Annotated in this window: 17 protein-coding genes; 7 read left to right on the top strand and 10 right to left on the bottom strand. The window is 64.5% G+C overall.

Features of this window, described 5'->3' with window-relative positions; genetic code table 11:
• The first annotated feature begins 6 nt into the window (after nt 1–6).
• Nucleotides 7–564, top strand: coding sequence for a hypothetical protein (locus AC19YR_RS16030; RefSeq protein WP_500599212.1), 558 nt, complete (start codon nt 7–9; stop codon nt 562–564).
• A gap of 76 nt (nt 565–640) precedes the next feature.
• Here AC19YR_RS16030 and cobJ read toward each other — a convergent pair whose 3' ends face one another.
• Genes cobJ through cobG form a run of 4 tightly spaced genes read right to left on the bottom strand, consistent with a single transcriptional unit; the run spans nt 641 to nt 4,993 of the window.
• Nucleotides 641–2,335, bottom strand: a complete 1,695-nt coding sequence (cobJ, locus tag AC19YR_RS16025; protein WP_500599210.1) for a precorrin-3B C(17)-methyltransferase — start codon at nt 2,333–2,335, stop codon at nt 641–643.
• The gene (locus AC19YR_RS16020; protein WP_371856236.1) at nt 2,335–3,069 is read right to left on the bottom strand and encodes a precorrin-2 C(20)-methyltransferase; all 735 of its coding nucleotides are present in this window, start codon (nt 3,067–3,069) and stop codon (nt 2,335–2,337) included. The genes cobJ and AC19YR_RS16020 overlap by 1 nt, the downstream gene beginning before the upstream one ends.
• On the bottom strand, nt 3,066–3,692 hold the full coding sequence (locus AC19YR_RS16015; protein ID WP_095109555.1) for a precorrin-8X methylmutase: 627 nt from the start codon (nt 3,690–3,692) through the stop codon (nt 3,066–3,068). Before AC19YR_RS16015 ends, AC19YR_RS16020 begins: the two co-directional genes overlap by 4 nt.
• On the bottom strand, nt 3,692–4,993 hold the full coding sequence (gene cobG / locus AC19YR_RS16010; RefSeq protein WP_500599237.1) for a precorrin-3B synthase: 1,302 nt from the start codon (nt 4,991–4,993) through the stop codon (nt 3,692–3,694). The genes AC19YR_RS16015 and cobG overlap by 1 nt, the downstream gene beginning before the upstream one ends.
• A 129-nt stretch (nt 4,994–5,122) precedes the next feature.
• Between cobG and cbiE the strand changes: the two genes are divergently transcribed.
• From cbiE to AC19YR_RS15995, 3 genes are read left to right on the top strand one after another with little or no spacing between them, the layout of a single operon-like run.
• The gene (gene cbiE, locus AC19YR_RS16005) at nt 5,123–6,334 is read left to right on the top strand and encodes a precorrin-6y C5,15-methyltransferase (decarboxylating) subunit CbiE (protein ID WP_500599208.1); all 1,212 of its coding nucleotides are present in this window, start codon (nt 5,123–5,125) and stop codon (nt 6,332–6,334) included.
• Complete coding sequence (locus tag AC19YR_RS16000) at nt 6,327–7,424, top strand: cobalt-precorrin-5B (C(1))-methyltransferase (protein ID WP_500599236.1); 1,098 nt, start codon at nt 6,327–6,329, stop codon at nt 7,422–7,424. Before cbiE ends, AC19YR_RS16000 begins: the two co-directional genes overlap by 8 nt.
• Complete coding sequence (locus AC19YR_RS15995) at nt 7,421–8,158, top strand: cobalt-precorrin-6A reductase (protein WP_500599206.1); 738 nt, start codon at nt 7,421–7,423, stop codon at nt 8,156–8,158. Before AC19YR_RS16000 ends, AC19YR_RS15995 begins: the two co-directional genes overlap by 4 nt.
• Before the next feature lie 4 nt (nt 8,159–8,162).
• Here the strand turns inward: AC19YR_RS15995 and radA are convergent, their stop codons facing one another.
• Together radA and AC19YR_RS15985 are read right to left on the bottom strand one after the other, a co-directional pair.
• Nucleotides 8,163–9,530, bottom strand: a complete 1,368-nt coding sequence (gene radA / locus AC19YR_RS15990) for a DNA repair protein RadA (RefSeq protein WP_095109559.1) — start codon at nt 9,528–9,530, stop codon at nt 8,163–8,165.
• A gap of 88 nt (nt 9,531–9,618) precedes the next feature.
• Entirely contained in the window at nt 9,619–11,109 is a 1,491-nt protein-coding gene (locus AC19YR_RS15985; RefSeq protein ID WP_500599235.1) for a catalase, read from the bottom strand.
• Nucleotides 11,110–11,447: 338 nt separating this feature from the next.
• Between AC19YR_RS15985 and mscL the strand changes: the two genes are divergently transcribed.
• Nucleotides 11,448–11,861 carry a large-conductance mechanosensitive channel protein MscL gene (mscL, locus tag AC19YR_RS15980; RefSeq protein WP_095109561.1) on the top strand — a complete coding sequence of 138 codons (414 nt, stop codon included), beginning with the start codon at nt 11,448–11,450 and terminating at the stop codon, nt 11,859–11,861.
• A 180-nt stretch (nt 11,862–12,041) separates the two neighbouring features.
• On the opposite strand, the gene AC19YR_RS15975 is transcribed toward mscL, so the two are convergent.
• Nucleotides 12,042–12,818, bottom strand: a complete 777-nt coding sequence (locus AC19YR_RS15975; protein ID WP_095109562.1) for a ferredoxin--NADP reductase — start codon at nt 12,816–12,818, stop codon at nt 12,042–12,044.
• 411 nt (nt 12,819–13,229) lie between these two features.
• Here AC19YR_RS15975 and AC19YR_RS15970 point away from each other — a divergent pair, with 411 nt between their 5' ends.
• Nucleotides 13,230–13,940: a LuxR family transcriptional regulator gene (locus AC19YR_RS15970; protein ID WP_095109563.1), complete on the top strand. Its 711-nt coding sequence runs from the start codon at nt 13,230–13,232 to the stop codon at nt 13,938–13,940.
• Between the two features lie 196 nt (nt 13,941–14,136).
• Entirely contained in the window at nt 14,137–15,261 is a 1,125-nt protein-coding gene (locus AC19YR_RS15965; RefSeq protein WP_500599205.1) for a methyltransferase, read from the top strand.
• 353 nt (nt 15,262–15,614) lie between these two features.
• Here AC19YR_RS15965 and AC19YR_RS15960 read toward each other — a convergent pair whose 3' ends face one another.
• From AC19YR_RS15960 to AC19YR_RS15950, 3 genes are read right to left on the bottom strand one after another with little or no spacing between them, the layout of a single operon-like run.
• A complete protein-coding gene (locus AC19YR_RS15960) occupies nt 15,615–15,782 on the bottom strand; it encodes a DUF2474 domain-containing protein (protein ID WP_095109564.1) in 168 nt (55 codons plus the stop codon).
• Nucleotides 15,783–15,794: 12 nt separating this feature from the next.
• Nucleotides 15,795–16,802, bottom strand: coding sequence for a cytochrome d ubiquinol oxidase subunit II (cydB, locus tag AC19YR_RS15955; RefSeq protein ID WP_500599204.1), 1,008 nt, complete (start codon nt 16,800–16,802; stop codon nt 15,795–15,797).
• Nucleotides 16,803–16,805: 3 nt separating this feature from the next.
• On the bottom strand, nt 16,806–18,236 hold the full coding sequence (locus AC19YR_RS15950) for a cytochrome ubiquinol oxidase subunit I (protein WP_500599202.1): 1,431 nt from the start codon (nt 18,234–18,236) through the stop codon (nt 16,806–16,808).
• Nucleotides 18,237–18,324: the final 88 nt, after the last annotated feature.

Genomic DNA, 18,324 nt, shown 5'->3' with positions numbered 1-18,324 from the left:
GATGATTTGACCGATTGCACCCGTATCGCAACAGCGTCTGCGGACATGGGCCATAACCGTTTCACCAATTCGCAGCTGTGGTTCGAGGAATATGCAAACACTCTGGACTTTTTAGGCTGGTCCCTGCATGAGGGCGCCATCACTACCCGGACCCGTACTGATGTATCAGGAACGGTGGCCGACTACTTGGTAAAAAGCGCGCAAAGCATGCAAAACCGGCAACAAGGAAATGCCATGATCGATACACTCGACGCGTTAAAGCCCAACCAACCCGCGACCTTAAGCCTAGATAGGGAAAGTCTCCATGGGCGGCGTTTCCAGATAATCCCCGCCAGTTATGGCGCGCAGAACAATCTGAGCATTGCAGTCTTCCATCTTGAACTTACCGTACAAATAGAGCGCACCGGCTTCTTATTCTGGGAATGGGAGGACAACCTGACAATACTTGTACAACAGCGCGCTGTCTTCACATTGAATAGAACTAAGCTGGAAGATCGCCGGCAACTACTGGATAAAAAAATTCGCGAAATCACCTTGCCGCGATTTGCTTTGAATAGGCAATAACCTTGGCTCAATTCAGAGGCCGCCCCCACTTTCTCCCATCGTTAGCTTGGCTACCCGGCGGGTAGCCAACTCAGGTTCAGTGTTTTACACCGTACCAACGCGGCGTATACACCCACTCGCCCCCCTCGGCGCGAGGGAACGTGCAGGTAGTGGAGGAGCCGATCAACACCATAGTGCGCATATCCACCTGCTCCGGGGTCAAGTCGCCCAGGGTGGTGACCCGCAGGGTCTGGCCCGGGCGGCCGATGTCGCGGCCCAGCACCACGGGCGTCGCGCCAGTGCGGTGGGTGCGGACGATTTCCAGGGCACGCCCCAGTTGCCAGGGGCGCGAGCGCGAGATCGGGTTATAGAAAGCCAGCGCCAGGTCGGCCTCGGCGGCAAGGTCCAGGCGTTTTTCGATGATGGCCCAGGGCTTGAGGTTGTCGGACAGCGACAACACGCAAAAGTCATGGCCCAAGGGCGCGCCGGCCTGGGCGGCGGTGGCCAGCGAGGCGGAAACCCCGGGCAGGATGTCCAGATCGACGCTGTGCCACAACGGGTCGGTGGATTCGTGCAGGGCTTCGAGCACCGCCGCCGCCATGGCGAACACACCGGGGTCGCCAGAGGAGACCACCACCACCGAACGTCCCTGGGCCGCCAGTTCAAAGGCGTGACGGGCGCGCTGCATTTCTTCGCGGTTGTCGGTGCAGTGCAGCACCTGGTCGTCGCGAAACGGCCCGGCCATACGCACGTAGGTTTCATAGCCGAGCACGTCGTTGGCCCGCGCCAGTTCGGCCTTGACCGCTGGCACCATGAGTTCGGCGGCGCCGGGGCCCAGGCCGATCACCGCCAAGCGCCCACGGGGGCGGCCGATATGGGCCGGTTCCAGGGGCCGGGCGGCGACCGCGATGGCCAGGTCGCCTGCGCTGTGCAGCGCCTGCGCGGCCACCGCCCCTTGGGCCAATTCCAGCGCCGAACCGGCGTGGGTCATGAAACGCAGCGGCACGCCCAGTTCGCGCGCCGCGTCACGCAGCAACGAACTGGCCATCAGATGATCCGCCGCCACCAGGCAAGCCAGTGACTGCGCGGCAATCCCCGCTTCATGCAGGCCCACGCGGACCGACGCCGCCAAGCCTTCGCCGGCTGCCGTGAGCGCCACCAGCACATTGCGTGGGTAGATCAGCAGTTCGTCTGCGGTGGGCGAGCGCTCGGCGTGGCCGACATGGATCGCCAACCGCGCCTGTTCGTCGCGCAGCAGCGGCGCCGCGTCGAGCCATGGCGCCGCGCCTTCGATGCGCACCGCTTCGCCGGCCAGCAGGTCCGAGACAAAGCGCTTGCCCAGTTCCACGTCACCCAGGGTGTAGCCGCCGGGCGGGTTGAGCAGGCAGGTGCCGAAGCGCAGTTCGCCGCTGGTGGTGATGGCGGGCGCCACCTCCAGGGCGGCGGCGATGCCCCGCGCCAGGTCGTTCACGCCACTGAGGCCGCCCAACAGCGGCACCACCGCGCTGCCGTCCTCGGCCACCGCCAGCACGGCCGGCTCCGCGCCTTTTTCCAGCAGCAACGGGGCCAGGGTGCGGATGACGATACCTGCGGCGCACAGGGCGATGATCGGCGTGTCTTGCTGGTAGAGCTGACGCAGGGTGGCGCCGAATTCCTGATACACCCGGTCGGCGCCTTCGACCCGCCCGGCCAGGCCATAAATCAGCGCCTGTGGATAACCTTGCTGGATGCGCCGCGCCGTGGCCAGGCTGCCGCTACCGAGGATGACAATGGCGAGAGTGGGAGCGCTCATCAGCCTTGCCACCTCTCACCCGGGACGATAATCAGCGAGAAGTAGGGCGACGACATCGGCTCGACCTGGTCCAGGGCGACGATTTTCTGGTTGGCCATGGTCGCGCGCTCAACGTACAGCGCCCGCTCGGCCAGGCCCAGCTCTTGCAACACCTGGCGCACCTTGGGGAAGTTGCGCCCCAGCTTCATGATGACCGCCGCGTCGGCGTCGCCCAGGCGCCGCTTGAGTTCGTCGTGGGGCAACACACCGGAGAGCACCGACAGGCTCTGGTTGCGATAGACCAGCGGCGCGCCCAGCACCGAGGCGCCGCCGAGCATGGAGCACACGCCCGGCACCACTTCGGCCGGGTAGCGCTCGGCGAGGCGGTCGTGCAGGTACATATAAGAGCCGTAGAAGAACGGGTCGCCTTCGCAGATCACCGCCACATCGCGGCCGGCGTCCAGGTGCGCGGCCACGTCTTGCGCGGCCACGTCATAGAAGTCGCTGATGACCTGTTCATAGGACAAGGGCGCCGGCAGCGCCTCGGTGGTCACCGGGTAAACCAGCGGCATCAGGGTCTGGGCCGCTTGCAGGTGGCCTTCGATGATGCCGAAGGCGTTGCCCTTTTTGCCCTTGGCCACGAAGTACGCCACCACCGGCGATTCGCGCAGCAGGCGCAGGGCCTTGAGGGTAATGAGTTCCGGGTCACCGGGGCCTACGCCCAGGCCGATCAAGCGTCCAGGCTGGGCCATCATTCGATCTCCGTGGCCAAGGCGTTGACGGCGGCGGCGGCCATGGCGCTGCCGCCCAGGCGACCTTGCATTATCACGAACGGCACGCCACGGCTGTCGGCGGCCAACGCTGCCTTGGACTCGGCGGCGCCGACAAAGCCCACCGGGAAGCCGAGGATCAGCGCCGGTTTCGGCGCGCCGGCGTCGAGCATTTCCAGCAAGTAGAAGAGCGCGGTGGGTGCGTTGCCGATCACCACCACACTGCCCGCCAGGTGCGGGCGCCACAGTTCCAAGGCGGCGGCGGAGCGGGTGTTGCCCAGCTCCCGGGCCAGTTCGGGCACGCGCTCGTCGCGCAGGGTGCAGATCACCTCGTTGTTGGCCGCCAGCCGCGTGCGGGTCACGCCTTCGGACACCATGCGCGCATCGCACAGGATCGGCGCACCGGCGGCCAGGGCATCGCGCCCGGCCTGGCCGGCGCCCTCGGAAAACTGCAAGCCATCGATGGCTTCGACCATGCCGCAGGCGTGGATCACCCGTACCGCGAGTTTTTCCAGGTCGGCGGGGATCCGTTGCAGGTTGGCTTCGGCGCGGATGATCGCGAACGAATGGCGATAGATCTCCTGACCGTCGCGGATGTAATCAAGCATCAAGGGTGGCTCCGTGGGCGGGCGCCGAGTAAGGCGCCCGCCGCTTCAATAGTAAGGTTGCGCGCATGCGGGGCGCCGAAACCCGGCAGCCCCGCAGCGGAGAAATACAGGTCGTAATGGCCCGGGGCGACGGCCAGCAGGGTGACGGCCGCCGGGTGGGCGGCGGCGCAGGAGCGCGGGCAGCCCGACAGGTGCACCTCGGTGCAGCGCTCGGTGCCCTGCAACAGGGCTGCCAGGCGCACGGCGTCGGCCTTGGTGTCGGCCTGGGCCTTGGCGCACCCGGGCGAGCCGGTGCAGGCAATCACATGGGCCAGGGCCTGGTCCGCCGAGCCGAGCAGGCCCAGTTGCTCAAGCGCCGCAAGCACCTGCGGGCCGTCCTCGGCGCGGATGTTGGGCAGTAGCAGGCTTTGCCACGGGGTCAGGCGCAGGCTGCCATCGCCGAACGCCTGCGCCAAGTGAGCGGCACCGCGCAGCTTGGCCGGGTCGAGCCGCCCCAAGGGCGCAGCAGCGCCGACGTAGACGTAGCCGCTGTCGCCCTGTGGATAAGTGCCCAGGTGCAGACCCGCGGTAGGCGCGGCCCGTTGCCAATCGGCGATGGCCAGCAGCGGCAGGCGTGTGGCCAGGTCTGCCAGCAACTTATCCACAGGGGTTTCGACCAGCAGTTGGCGCATGCGGTTGTGCTCGGGGCGGGCGTGGTCGAGGAAGCACTCCAGCACCGCCACCACCAGGTCATGGCCCTGGGCCAGGGGCACCGCCGCCAGAGGTCGATCCCGCAGGCACCCGGCCACGCCGAAGGCCAGCGCCGGTTGCCCGGCCAAGGTGCAGGCCGAGAGCCAGAGGTCGTGGTGGTGGTCGAGCATGGCCAGGGCTTCGCCGCCATCGAGTTGCACGGCGAACTTGGCCGACAACTGGGCAAACCGCGGGTGGCTTTGCAGGGTCGCGAGGATCTGCTGCGCCAGTGGCCGCGTGTCGACCAACCGCTGGCGGTCGATGCCCGCCGTGGGGCTGAGCATCAAGTTGCGCACATCGTCGCCCGCCACCGTGGTCGGGCCCAGGCCCGCCGCCAGCAGGCTGTCGATCAGGCCTGGGTGATCGGCGCCGATGCCGCGGATTTGCAGGTTGGCGCGGTTGGTCGCCTCGATCACCCCAGCGGCAAAGCGCTCGGCGCCGTCGGCCACCGCCCGCGCCTGGGCCGTGCTGATGGCACCGCCGGCCAGTTTGATCCGGCAAATACCACCGTCCAACGCCTGGACGATACGCAACAGCCCCGGACAACCGGAGGGGCGCACAGCAACGGGGATCTGAGGTGAGTTCACGGGCATGACCGGTTGGAGAGTAGAGGCACTTCGCTGGCGAAGGCGCGGTATTATGCCTGCTTTGTCCGGCGGCATGAAAAGCCTCGTCGGACGCTGCATTTTTAAGGAACCGCAATGGCGCCCTGGCTGACGGTAGTGGGAATCGGTGAAGACGGCTTCAGTGGCCTGGGCAAGCAGGCCCGGCGCGCGCTGTTGGGCGCTGGGCGGATTGTCGGCAGCCCCCGGCAACTGGCGCTGCTGCCCCACTGCATCCGTGGCGAGCGCCACGAATGGCCCCGGCCGTTTTCCCTGGAACCGCTGCTGGCCCTGCGCGGTGAGGCGGTATGCGTGCTGGCCAGCGGCGACCCCATGCTGTTCGGCGTTGGCGCCAGCCTGGCCCGGCACCTGGACAGCACGCAGATGCAGGTGCTGCCCGCGCCCTCCTCTTATTCCCTGGCCGCCGCCCGCCTCGGTTGGCCGTTGCAGGAACTGGTCACCCTTTCGGTGGTGGCACGCCCGGTCGCGGCCATCAGCGCGCACCTGCACAGCGGCGCGCGCCTGCTGGTGCTGAGCAACGACCGGCAAAGCCCCGCCGCCGTGGCCCGGCTGCTGCGCGAGCGGGGTTTCGGCCCCAGCCGCGTCACCGTGCTGGAACACTTGGCGGGCGCAGCCGAACGGCGCGTCGAAGGCCTGGCCCGCGACTGGGCCGACCCGCCCATCGCGGACCTCAACCTGATCGCCATCGAGTGCCTCGCCGAGCCCGGCACCCCGCGCCTGTCGCGCCTGGCGGGGCTACCCGACAGCGCGTTTCGCCACGATGGCCAATTGACCAAACGCGACGTGCGCGCCATCACCCTCGCCCGCCTCGCGCCCCTGCCCGGTGAACTGCTGTGGGATGTGGGCGCCGGCAGCGGCTCCATCGGCATCGAATGGATGCGCAGCCACCCCGCGTGCCGGGCCCTGGCCATCGAGGCCGATGAAGGCCGCCAAGCCCTGATCGAGCACAACCGCGACACCCTCGGCGTGCCCGGCCTGCAACTGGTTCGCGGCCAAGCGCCGCAAGCGTTGGAGGGGCTGGAAGCGCCGGACGCGATCTTCATCGGCGGCGGCGTCACCCGCGACGGCGTGCTCGATCGGTGCTGGGCCAGCCTCAAGCCTGGCGGGCGGCTGGTGGCCAACGCGGTGACCCTGCAAAGTGAAATCGCCCTGATGGCTTTTCGCGAGCGCCATGGCGGCGAACTGACCCGTATCCATATCGCCCAGGCCCAGCCCCTGGGGGATTTCGACACCTGGCGCCAAGCACTGCCGATCACCGTGCTGGAGGTCGCCAAGGGCCATGATGCGTGACGAAACCGCCGAAAAACCGGCGCCCCTGCGCAGCGGCCTGACCACCGGCAGTTGCGCCACGGCCACCAGCCTGGCGGCGGCGCGCCTGTTGCTGGGCGGCGCGGTGGATGACGCGGTGCACATCACGCTGCCCAAGGGCAAGCAGGTGCAGATGCGCCTGGAGTTCTGCCGCCTCACCACCCACGGCGCCGAGGCGGGCACGATCAAGGACGCCGGCGACGATCCGGATGTGACCCACGGCGCGCTGCTCTATACCCAGGTGCGCCTGCAAGCCACGCCGGGGGTTCGCTTCAACGCCGGGCGCGGCGTCGGCACCGTCACCCGCCCGGGGCTGGTGCTGGAGGTGGGCGAGCCGGCGATCAACCCGGTGCCGCGCCGCATGATGAGCGAACACCTGGCGCAACTGGCCCGCGAACACGGCTATGGCGGCGGCTTCGAGGTGACAGTGAATGTGCAGGACGGCGAGGCCCTGGCTCTCAAGACCATGAACCCGCGCCTGGGGATCCTCGGCGGCTTGTCGATCCTGGGCACCAGCGGCATCGTGCGGCCGTTTTCCTGCGCCGCGTACATCGCCTCGATCCACCAGGGCATCGATGTCGCCAAAAGCAACGGCTACCAGCACATCGCCGCGTGCACCGGCAACGCCAGCGAAGACTGCATGCGCCGCGTCTATGGCCTGCCGGAAATCGCCCTGATCGAGATGGGCGATTTCGTCGGCGCCGTGCTCAAGCACCTGCGCAAAGTGCCGGTGGCCAAGCTCAGCCTGTGCGGTGGGTTCGGCAAAATCAGCAAACTCGCCGCCGGGCACATGGACCTGCACAGCCGCCATTCCAGCATCGACCTGGCGCAACTGGCCGGTTGGGCCGCCGCCGTCGGCGCCGACGAAGCCTTGCAGCACGCCATACGCGCGGCTAACACCAGCCAGCAGGCCCTGGCAATGGCCAGTGCGGCGGGGGTGGCGCTGGGCGACGCGGTGTGCCAGCACGCCCTGGCTTTCGCCCGCAGCGTGGTGCCGGCCCAGGTGCAGGTGGAAGTGTTCGCCATCGACCGCCAGGGTGCGGTGGTCGGCCACGCCGGGGGCTGGGCATGAAGCGCGTGTTGCTGCTGGGCGGCGTCAGCGAAGCCCTGGCCATCGCCCGCCACCTCGGCCCGGCGCACCTCTATAGCCTGGCCGGAATCGGTCGCGTGCCGACAGATTTGCAGTGCCCGGTGCGGGTCGGCGGCTACGGCGGCGCCGAGGGGTTGGCGCGGTTTATCGGCGAGCAGGGCATCGACCTGTTGCTGGACGCCACCCACCCCTACGCCGCGCAGATCAGCGCCAACGCCGCCCACGCGGCGCAGTCCACGGGCATCGCCTGCTGGGCCTTGCGCCGCCCCGCGTGGCAGGCCGGCGCCGGGGATGACTGGCGTGAGGTGGCCGACTGGGCCGAGTTGATCGCCGCGCTGGCACCGTTCCGGCGGCCGCTGTTCACCCTGGGCCGCGAGCCCTTGCAGCACCTGGACGAAATCCCCGCCGCACAGTTCTGGACCCTGCGCGCCCTGGACACCTGCCCCGGCAATGAGCGCTGCGAAGTGATCGGTGCCCGTGGGCCGTTTCTGCTGGAGGACGAGCGGGCGCTGTTCGCGCGCCGCAACATCGATGTATTGGTGAGCAAGAACAGCGGCAGCGGCGCCACTGAGCCCAAGCTGCAAGTGGCCCGCGAGCGCGGGGTGCCGGTGCTGATTTTGCGCCGCCCGCCGCTGCCGGCCGTGGCCCGCGAGTTTACGGCGGTGGCTGAGGTGCTCCAGGCATTGCGCGCCGCAGGCTTGCTCGCCAGCCCTTGAGGCGTTACTCGAACAAGGCGTCCAGGGCTTGTTCCAGGCGCGTCACGGCGATGATCTGCAACCCCGGCGGCGCTTCTTTGGGCGCATTGCCCTTGGGCACGATGGCGCGCTTGAAGCCGTGCTTGGCCGCTTCCTTCAGGCGCTCCTGGCCGCTGGGCACCGGGCGCACCTCGCCAGACAGGCCGACCTCGCCGAACACCAGCAAATCGTGGGGCAACGGCCGGTTGCGCAGGCTCGACATCACCGCCGCCATCAGCGCCAGGTCGGACGCGGTTTCCAGCACCTTGACCCCGCCCACCACGTTGAGGAACACGTCTTGGTCGTGGGTGGGAATGCCACCATGGCGATGCAGCACCGCCAGGAGCATGGCCAGGCGATTCTGGTCCAGGCCCAAGGTGACGCGGCGCGGGTTGGCCAAATGGCTGTCGTCCACCAACGCCTGGACTTCCACCAGCATCGGGCGGGTGCCTTCCCAGGTGGCCATCACCACGCTACCTGGGACTTCTTCCTGGGCGCGGGTGAGAAAAATCGCTGAAGGGTTTGAGACTTCTTTCAGGCCTTTGTCGGTCATGCCGAACACGCCCAGTTCGTTGACCGCGCCGAAGCGGTTCTTTACCGCCCGCAACAAGCGCAAGCGGCCATCGGACTCACCCTCGAAATACAGCACCGTATCGACCATGTGCTCCAGCACCCGCGGCCCGGCCAGCGCGCCTTCCTTGGTGACGTGGCCGACGAGAAAAATCGCCGTGCCGCTCTGCTTGGCGTAACGCACCAGCAGCGCGGCGCTTTCACGTACCTGGGAGACGCCGCCGGGGGCCGATTGCAGTTGTTCGGTGAAAATCGTCTGGATGGAGTCGATCACCATCACCTTGGGCTTTTCCTGGCGGGCGGTGGCGATGATGGTTTCGATGCAGGTTTCGGTCATCACCCGCAGCTTGTCCTGGGGCAGGCCCAGGCGCCGGGCGCGCATGGCCACTTGCTGCTGGGACTCTTCGCCGGTGACGTACAGGGCGGGCATTTTCGCCGCCAGGGCACATAGGGTTTGCAGGAGGATGGTGGATTTGCCGATGCCCGGATCGCCGCCGATCAACACCACCGAGCCGTCCACCAGGCCACCGCCCAGGACGCGGTCCAACTCGCCGGAGGCGGTGGAGAAACGCGGGATTTCTTCGACGCTGACTTCGGCCAGGGTCTTGATCTGGGCCTGTTGCCCGGTCCACCCGGTACGCCCGCTGGGGGGCGCGGCGCCGCCGCTTTCGACCATGGTTTCGGTCAGGGTATTCCAGGCCCCGCACTCGCCGCACTGGCCGGCCCACTTGGGGAAGGTGGCGCCGCACTCGGTGCAGCCGTACATGCGCTTTGCCTTGGCCATCTGAACTCCGGGGAAAAACCGCGATGATAGCTCAGGCGCAGCATGCTGCGGGCCGGGGAATTGACGCCCGCCCGCAGCGCCCGATGAATCAATCGCTGAGCTTGGCCGCCAAGGCCTTGACCCGCGCCAGGTCGCCGCCGGCCACTTGGGCCACGCCAGCGCCGTACTGCGGGTCGGCCTTATAAAGGAACGAGAGGATGATGTGCTTGCTTTCATCATCGGCCGCGGCCAGGGACGCACCGAAACTGGCGATCAGGTCCTTGCGCTCCTGTTTGCTGTAGGAGCGGTACAAATCCCCGGCCTGCTTGAAGTTCTGCTCGCGGCTGATCTGCGCCTGCTGGGTGGTGCCCGACAGCGCCAATTGGCTGGAGCGCGCCGCCGGGGTCTCGTCGCGGGGGGCCAGGCGGCTGGGCTGGTAGTTCACGCCGCCACGGCTTTGGCCGAAGTTCATCACGCCGTCCTGGTTGCCATTGTTGACCACCACTTTCGGGGCGTTGATCGGCAGTTGCAGGGCGTTGGCCCCAACGCGGTACATCTGCGTGTCGGCGTAAGAGAACAGGCGCCCCTGCAGCAGGCGATCTTCCGACGCCTCGATACCCGGCACCAGGTTGGACGGCGCCATGGCCACTTGTTCGGTTTCCTGGAAGACATTGCCCGGGTTGCGGTTAAGCACCATTTGCCCGACTTTGCGTTGCGGTACGCCAGGCCAGATCTTGGTGGCATCCAACGGATCAAACTCAAACTTGTACAGGTCTTGCGGCTTTATGACTTGCACGTACAAGTCCCACTTGGGGAAGTTGCCTTTCTCGATATTGGCCACCAGATCTTTGGTCATGTGGCTGTATTCATTACTTTGTATTTTATTCACGTCGTCTGGCCTCAAATTTTTAACTCCCTGCACGCTTTTCCATTGAAATTTTACGTAGCTCACTTCGCCCTCCGCATTAATCAGTTTGTAGGCATGCACACTATTGCCATCCATCTCCCGGTAACTGACCGGTGTTCCGGAGTTGGCATACAGCTCGGTCAGGGTGCGGGTGGCTTCGGGAACATGGGAGAAAAAATCAAACCGCCGGGCATCGTTATCCAAGTTAGTGCGCGGGTCGGGTTTAAAGGCATGGACCATGTCGGGAAACTTGATGGCGTCGCGAATAAAGAAGGTAGGCAAGTTGTTGCCTACCAGGTCCCAATTGCCATCGGCGGTGTAGAACTTGGTGGCGAAACCGCGAGGGTCGCGCAGGGTTTCCGGCGAATGATTACCGTGCACCACCGAAGAGAAGCGCACGAACACCGGCGTGCGTTGCCCGGCGGCGAACACCTGGGCCTTGCTCAGGTCACTGAGGCTGTCGGTGACGGTGAACACCCCGTGGGCGCCGGTGCCACGGGCATGCACCACGCGCTCAGGGATGCGCTCGCGGTCGAAGCGTTGCAGCTTCTGGATCAACTGCACGTCTTGCAGCAAGGTCGGGCCATGGGCGCCGGCGGTCTGCGAGTTCTGGTTATCACCCACCAACGCGCCGTTGTCGCGGGTCAGGTTGGCGGCTTGGGCACAGACCCCAAGCAGACTAAGGGTGAGCATCCCCAAAGCATGGCGATACGGGGGGAAGGCCCCGTAGCTCATCAGCTTTTTCATGTGGAACTCCTCTGTATTTATGGAGCGCAACCAGGTGCGCTCATCAGAGGCTAGTGAGCCAGCGGGGGTTTTCTAAATAGAAATTGCCAGGCCCGGCGATTGAAAAAAATGCCTGGAGGCCCCGGCTCACAAGGGCTACCCACGGGTGATTGACGGCACCTTGCAAACTTTCTGCAAATCGATGTGTCCGTTATATGGCGTTTTGTAAAAAGCGGTTTCATGCAGGAGTCGTTTTGCTGACTTACACTGCGCTCACCAATTCAATCTGTATCAAGGAATAACCTATGGGCGTGATAAGTGAGTTCAAGGCCTTCGCGGTCAAGGGCAATGTGGTGGACATGGCCGTGGGTATTATCATCGGCGCCGCCTTCGGCAAAATCGTTTCATCCTTTGTCGGCGATGTGGTGATGCCACCCATTGGCCTGCTGATCGGTGGCGTGGATTTCGCTGACCTGGCGATCACGCTCAAGGCAGCACAGGGCGATATCCCGGCGGTCGTGCTGGCCTATGGCAAGTTCATCCAGAGCGTGATCGATTTCGTCATCGTGGCGTTCGCCATCTTTATGGGCGTCAAGGCCATCAACCGCCTCAAGCGCGAAGAAGCCGTGGCACCGAGCCTGCCCCCGGTGCCGACCAAGGAAGAAGAGTTGCTGAGTGAAATCCGCGACTTGCTCAAGGCCCAGCAAAACCGGCCTTGAGCCCATCGGCTCAAGGCGACCTTGTGGGAGCAACTGCCTTACCCCTGCCATTCGCGACCGCCACTCAGTGCCGCCCTCGCGAGCAGGCTCGCTCCCACAGAGGAAAAATCAAAACCCCACCCACGCTTCAGTTCAATTGTGGGAGCGGGCCCGCCCGCTCCCGCACAAGCACAACGTGCCCTACCAATAGTTCTCCACCGCCACCTGCCCTGGCCGACGGCTCAGGCTCAGTTGCATGTCACGCTGCTTGAGCAGGTGGCGGGTGTCTTCGATCATTTGCGGGTTACCGCACAACATCACCCGCGAATGCTCCGGCGTCAGCGTCACACCCGCCGCGCGCTCCAGCTCGCCGTTGGCGATCAGGTCGGTGATGCGGCCATTGAGGGCGCCGGGGTGCTGTTCGCGGGTGACGATGGGGATGAACTGCAACTTGTGGCCGTACTCGGCCAGGTAGTCGCGCTGGGCCAGCCCCGCGATCAGTTCCTGATACGCCAGCTCCCGCGCCTCGCGCACGCTGTAGACGAGGATGATGCGCTCGAAGCGCTCCCAAGCCTCGAAGTCCTGCAACACCGACATAAACGGCGCGATCCCGGTGCCGGTCGCCAGCAGCCACAGGTCGCGGCCATCGGCGAAGCGGTCCAGGGTCAAGAAACCGAAGGCCTGGCGCTCTACCAGCAGGGTGTCGCCGGCCTGCAAGCGGCTCAGCTCGCTGGTGAACTCACCGCCCGGCACTACGATGGAAAAGAACTCCAGGAACTCATCGTGGGGCGAGGACGCCATGGAGTAGGCGCGCCACACCGTCGTGCCATCGGCTTTGGTCACCCCCAGGCGCGCAAACTGCCCGGCGCGAAAGCGAAACCCCGCATCGCGGCTCGCACGCAGGGTAAACAGGTTGGCGGTCAGGGGCTGGACATCGAGCAGGGTCTGGCGGGTGAACTTCTCGGCACTGGCGGTCATGGGGCACTCCACTGGGCAGGAGCGCCTAGTGTCCCGCAAAGCCCGGTGCAAGAACACCGATAAACCGTAATGGTATAGGGCCACTTCCCAAGGCGAGCACGCCCTGGCGCCATAGATTGTTTCTACATGCCGCTATCGCGTTTTACCTAACTTAGCCAGCGCTGCAAAAACGATTAACCACACAAACCGATATAAAACCCAAACATGCCCCACTGAATGTCGAACAGCATGTAATCCAACTGTTGCACTGATGAATCAGTGCGAATGCACTAAGAATCAAACCGGACAGGCTGTAACAATTTCCAGACCGAAAAATTTCCTACAGCCAAATATCAGCTGTCCTACACTCGTTTCTGCCGTCTCTGATTCCATGGCGCGCATCACGGAGTATCCAAGCATGGAGAGTTACCAATGGTCATCTGGAAGGAAGCTCAACTACGCCGACTGACTCAAGGCAACGACATACAGACCACATTCGATATCGCCCTCAACCTGACCCAAGAGATGGGATTCGAATACTGTGCATTTGCGATAAGCCCCCATTCCCCCGAGCATCACCAACACAACCTGAGGATTAATAACTACCCCAACGAATGGAATAAAAAGTACGAAACCAGCAACTATCAAAACAGCGATCCAATCGTCCGGCATTGCAGCCATTCCGTGTTGCCGATTGTCTGGACCGACCAGGCCTTCATCGACTCACCGCATTTGTGGCGCGAAGCCCAGAGCTTTGGCCTGTGCCATGGCTGGTCGCAATCGCTGCATGACTTCCGCGGTTTTTTCAGCATGCTCAGCCTGGCGCGCAGCCAACAACCCATCACCCCCGGCGAGCTCTATGAAAAGGCCGGCCAACTGATCTGGCTGTGCCATGCCCTGCACTCAGTCATTGCACAGAAGTTGGTGATGGAAGGTCGATTTCGCCCCGAGAGCAAACTTTCCCTACGGGAAGCCGAAGTGCTGAAGTGGGCCGCCGCCGGCAAAACCGCAGCGGATATCGCGACGATCCTGAGCCTTTCCGAGCGCACGGTGAATTTCCATATGTGCAGCGCCGTGAAAAAAATGGGGGCCAGCAACAAAATGTCGGCGGTGGTCAAGGCCGTCAAGGAAGGCATCTTCTGACCCATCGCCCAGACGCCCCACCCGCGCAGGCCTTGGCAACCGATAAACCAGTGAGTAATCCAAGTAAAAAAAACGTACCATTTGCCGCCCCTCTGAGTGATGCCGCGCCGCCCGCCGGCCGCGTCGAAGTGCACTCAGGCGGTCCCGCAGAGCCTGTATGGCCCGCTACCCGTTGATTACCCAGAGTCCCCGCGCCATGCCCCTGCTTGAAACGCCCTTCGCCCAACTCGACCTGATCCGCCAGCCCGAGCAACCCAACGAACCTCTACAAGCGTTCGATGCGGCCGATGAGTACCTGCTCAATCACCTGGCCCAGCAACAGCCCGGCGCGGGCACTCGGGTGCTGGTGCTCAACGACAGTTTCGGCGCAATCGCGGCCAGCCTGGCCGGGCGGGTGCAGGTCAGCAGCAGCGGTGACTCGTTCCTCGCCGCACAGGCCCTGGAAAAAAACCTCGTGCGCAATGGCTTGGCCTTCGACGCCGTGCCCCAGGTGCCGGCCAGCGCCACGGTACAAGGCCCGTTCGACCGCGTGCTGGTGCGCGTGCCCAAGACCCTGGCCCTGCTGGAAGAACAACTGATCCGCCTGCAAGGCCAACTGGCCCCCGGCGCCGAGGTGATTGCCGGGGCAATGATTAAGCACCTGCCCCGCGCCGCCGGCGACCTGCTGGAGCGCTACATCGGCCCGGTGCAGGCCTCGCTGGCGGTGAAAAAGGCGCGCCTGCTGGTGGCCACCTACCAAGCCAAACCCGTGGCCGCCTCGCCCTACCCTAACCGCTACCGCCTCGACGCACCGGCCATCGAATTGCTCAACCATGCCAACGTGTTCTGCCGCGAGGGCCTGGATATCGGCACCCGGGCTTTTTTGCCGCACCTGCCCAAAAACCTGGGCACCGCCCGCGTCGCCGACCTGGGCTGCGGCAACGGCGTGCTGGCCATCGCCAGCGCCCTGAACAACCCGCAGGCCCACTACACCCTGGTGGACGAGTCGTTCATGGCCGTGCAATCGGCCACCGAGAACTGGCACGCGGCCCTGGGCGAGCGCGACGTGAACATCCACCCCGGCGATGGGCTGGCTGGCCAGGCGCCCCAATCCCTGGACGTGGTGCTGTGCAACCCACCCTTCCACCAGCAGCAAGTGGTGGGCGACTTCCTTGCCTGGCGCATGTTCCAACAGGCCCGCGAAGCCCTGGTGGCCGGCGGCGCCCTCTATATAGTCGGCAACCGCCACCTGGGCTATCACAGCAAACTGGCGCGCCTGTTCCGCGGCGTGGAGCAAGTGGCCGCCACGCCTAAGTTCGTCATCCTCAAGGCGCGGCGCTAAGCCCTCTGGCGATCAATACCCCTGTGTAAGCAGGCTTGTGTGGTAGCAACTGTCTTACTCCTAGCCTTCGTCGCCGCCACTGCGTGCGGCCATCGCGAGCAGGCTCGCTCCCACAAAGGAAAATGAAAATCCCACCCGCACCACCGTTCAACTGTGGGAGCGGGCTTGCCCGCAATGAGGTCGGTATGCCCGGCACATCTGTGCAAACCAGGCTCCCACAGAGCAGCCACACACGGTCAATCCAAGAGGTGGGCCGCGGTATCGACAGCCCCCTCCCCAGGCCCCAAAAAAAACCCTCCAACGGAGGGTTATAAAACCGTGCCGCAAGGCAACGGGATGGGAAGTCGTGCCACTCAGTGGGTGGACAGGCCCGCCGCGTTCATGAACAGGCGCATCAGGCTGGCGACGATGAACAGGGCCAGCACACTGCCGGTCCAGATCAGGGCCAGCCAGCCCAGGCGCTGCAACAGCGGCTTGGGTTCTTCGTGTGCGAGTTTGTGGGCAACCGGTTTGTCAGCCATGGTTCCAGTCCTCTAGTGATAGCCGTCTTCGTGGGTGACCTTGCCGCGGAACACGTAGTAGCTCCAGAAGGTGTAGCCCAGGATGAACGGGATGATGAACAGCGTACCCACCAGCATGAAGCCCTGGCTTTGCGGCGGCGCGGCGGCGTCCCAGATGGAGATGGACGGCGGCACGATGTTGGGCCACAGGCTGATACCCAAGCCGCTGTAGCCGAGGAAGATCAACACCAGGGTCAGCAGGAACGGCGTGTAGTGGGCATTGCGGGCCACGGCGCGCACCAACCCGTACATCGTCACCAGCACCAGGATCGGCACCGGCAGGAACCAGAACAGGTTCGGCAGGCTGAACCAGCGCGAAGCAATTTCCGGATGGGCCAGGGGCGTCCAGATACTGACGACGCCAATCACCGCCAACACCACGAACGCCAAGGGCCGGGCCAGGTCGTGCATCTGCTCCTGCAACTTGCCTTCGGTTTTCATAATCAGCCAAGTGCAGCCGAGCAAGGCATAGGCCGCCACCAGAGCCAGGCCGCAGAACAGGGTGAACGGCGTGAACCAATCCAGCGAACCGCCGGCAAACTGGCGGTTGACCACCGGCATGCCATCGATGAACGCCCCCAGTGCCACGCCCTGGAAGAAGGTGGCGGTGATCGAACCACCAATGAACGCCTTGTCCCATAGGTGGCGCTTGTCGTCCTTGGCCTTGAAGCGGAACTCGAAGGCCACGCCACGGAAGATCAGCCCCACCAGCATCAGGATCAACGGCAGGTACAAAGCCTCCAGCACCACCGAGTAGGCCAACGGAAAGGCCCCGAACAACGCCGCGCCGCCGAGTACCAGCCAGGTTTCGTTGCCGTCCCAGACCGGCGCCACGGTGTTCATCATCACGTCGCGGTCGCTCTTGCCCTTGATGAACGGAAAGAGGATGCCAATGCCCAGGTCGAAACCGTCCATGACCACGTACATCATGATGCCGAAGATGATAATCACGGCCCAGATCAGCGCAAGATCAATACCCATGACTCAATTCCCCTTGTTCAAGCTGTCGGCGTCTTCGCCATCATCGGCGGCGGACAGTGGACGGGCAGGTGTGCGTTGCTGGCCGGGGCCACCATGGGCCGGCTCGGCGCCTTCATCGATGAGCGGGCCTTTGCGCACCAGGCGCATCATGTAGCCCAGGCCTGCACCGAACAGCGCGAAATACACCATCACAAACAGCACCAGGGTGATGCTCATCTGCATCACGCTATGGCCGGACGACGCATCAGCGGTGAGCATCACCCCGTAAATGACCCACGGCTGGCGGCCGATTTCGGTGGTGAACCACCCGGCCAGAATCGCGATCAACCCGGACGGGCCCATCCACAACGTCAGGTACAAGAACGGCCGCGAAGAATAGAGGCGGTCACGCTTGCGCAGCCACAGGCTCCACAACCCGGTGAAAATCATCAGCATGCCCAGGCCGACCATGATGCGAAACGACCAGAACACAATGGTCGAGTTCGCCCGGTCCTCGGGTGGGAAGTCCTTGAGCGCCGGCACTTGCTTGTCCAGCGAGTGGGTCAGGATCAGGCTGCCCAGGTAGGGGATTTTCACCGCGTACTTGGTTTCTTCGGCCTTCATGTCGGGCCAGCCGAACAGGATCAGCGGCGTCGGCTCGTCGCCGTGGTTTTCCCAGTGGCCCTCGATGGCGGCGATTTTCGCCGGTTGGTGCTTGAGGGTGTTGAGGCCGTGAAAGTCGCCGATCACCGCTTGGATGGGCGCCACCAGCAGGGCCATCCACATGGCCATCGACAGCATGGTGCGGATCGCCGGCGTGTCGCGCCCGCGCAGCAAATGCCAGGCCGCCGAGGAGCCGACGAAGAACGCGGTGGCGACGAACGCCGCCGTGGCCATGTGCATCAAGCGATAGGGGAAGGACGGGTTGAAAATCACCGCCAGCCAATCCACCGGGATCACTTGGCCGTTGACGATTTCGTAGCCCTGGGGCGTCTGCATCCAACTGTTGGAGGCCAGAATCCAGAAGGTGGAAATCAGCGTGCCGATGGCAACCATGACCGTGGCAAAAAAGTGCAGCTTGCGTCCCACCTTGTTCCAGCCAAACAGCATCACCCCCAGGAAACCCGCCTCCAGGAAGAACGCCGTGAGCACTTCATAGGTCAACAGCGGCCCGGTGATGGAGCCGGCAAAATCCGAGAAACGGCTCCAGTTGGTGCCGAACTGGTAAGCCATGACCAACCCGGACACCACACCCATGCCGAAGTTGACGGCAAAGATCTTCGACCAGAAATGGTAGAGGTCGCGGTAGGTGTTGTTGCCGGTCTTGAGCCACAACCCTTCGAGCACCGCCAGGTAACTCGCCAGGCCAATGGTGATGGCCGGGAACAGGATGTGGAACGAGATGGTGAACGCGAATTGGATTCGGGCGAGATCAAGCGCCTCCAAACCGAACATAAGCTTTCCTCTGTCAGGTAATACCGGCTGCTGGCCAGGGGCCTGCAACCACTGCCCCCACGGTTATGGAGTGCGGCGAATTCGGATT

The organism is Pseudomonas sp. MF08817 (genome assembly GCF_059862705.1).
The sequence above is the reverse complement of the archived record's forward strand: the minus strand, read 5'-3'. Positions and strand labels throughout refer to the sequence as shown.